At 40.4% G+C, this 1386-nt stretch carries 1 protein-coding gene; it reads left to right on the top strand.

Features of this window, described 5'->3' with window-relative positions; all coding sequences use genetic code 11:
- Window positions 1–181: 181 nt before the first annotated feature.
- Window positions 182–1386: YcjF family protein (locus tag AC33VI_RS23230; protein WP_491784633.1), on the top strand; the 1205-nt coding region annotated here is incomplete at its 3' end.

Raw genomic sequence — 1386 nt, 5'->3', positions numbered from 1 at the left:
TACTTAGTTGTTCGAGATCGAGAAATCAAAGATAAAGCGATCTCTCCAAAGGCGAGGCGCGATCGCGATTGTTAAATGCGTTATCGTAATATAGTTACCAATACTGAGCCTTAATTACGGTGCTTGTTATTGGTTTTTAACTGATATTATCCCCCTTGATGGGACTAATAACCGAAAGAAAATGTCTTTATTTCGCCTGGTGCTACTATTCACAGGTCTAAGTCTTATTTTAGGGCTGTCTATCTGGTTAGTTGCGTCTCTCTATCGTCTTTATATTCAGATTTCTTTTACTGCACCTTTCTTAGCTAATTTCTTGCTATTATTACTGATTATTTTAATCGGGTTGTTAATTGGTGGGTTTATTTACTATTTCAACTTTTATACTCCTGGTAGTTCTCGTAAAAAAAAGCGTCGCCGTGGTTTTAGAGCCAAGATCCCAGAAGGTAAAACCCAAGCAGCAGCAGCTAATTTAAAAGCTATTGGGCAACAGGTAGGGCAAATTCAAGACAAAATTGCCAGAGAAGCCTTTTTAAAGAGATCCCAAGAAATTGAGGCAGATTTGGCTAGAGGCGAGATTAGAATTGTCGTTTTTGGTACGGGTTCGGCGGGTAAAACTTCCCTGATCAATAGTCTTTTAGGGGAAATTGTCGGTGATGTGAATGCTGTTATGGGGACAACTACCGAAGGACAAACCTACAGCTTAAAACTCAAAGGAGTAGGGCGAGAGATTCTGATTACCGATACTCCTGGTATTTTAGAAGCGGGTATTGCAGGAACACAAAGGGAATCAATTGCTAGACATTTAGCCACAGAAGCCGATCTATTATTATTTGTCGTCGATAACGATCTGCGTCAATCAGAATACAACCCTTTGTATGATTTGGCACAATTAGGAAAGCGATCGCTGTTAGTTTTAAATAAAACCGATCTTTATACCTCCGAAGATCGAGAAATCCTGCTCCAGCAATTAGAAACTAGAGTTAAAGACTTAATTTCTCCTGCGGATATTATTGCGGTTGCTGTCAGTCCTCAACCTGTAGAGCTACGTACGGGGGAAATCATTGAACCAGAACCCGAAATTACGCCTCTGATTAAGAGATTAGTCGCTGTTTTAAGAGCAGAAGGAGAAGATTTAATTGCGGATAATATCTTGTTGCAATCCCACCGTTTAGGGGAGGATGCACGGAAAATTATTGATAACCAACGGCGCAGAGAAGCCAATAAAATAATCGATCGCTATCAGTGGATTGGTGCTGGAGTAATTGCTGTTACACCCTTACCTGTAGTTGATATGTTAGCCACCGCAGCCGTTAACGCTCAAATGGTGGTAGAAATTGGCAAAATCTATGGTTGTGAAATCGATAGCGAAAAAGGCAAAGAATTAGC

The organism is Waterburya sp. (genome assembly GCF_058530065.1).
Note: the sequence above shows the minus strand (reverse complement) of the source record. Positions and strands in the feature narration are given on the sequence as shown.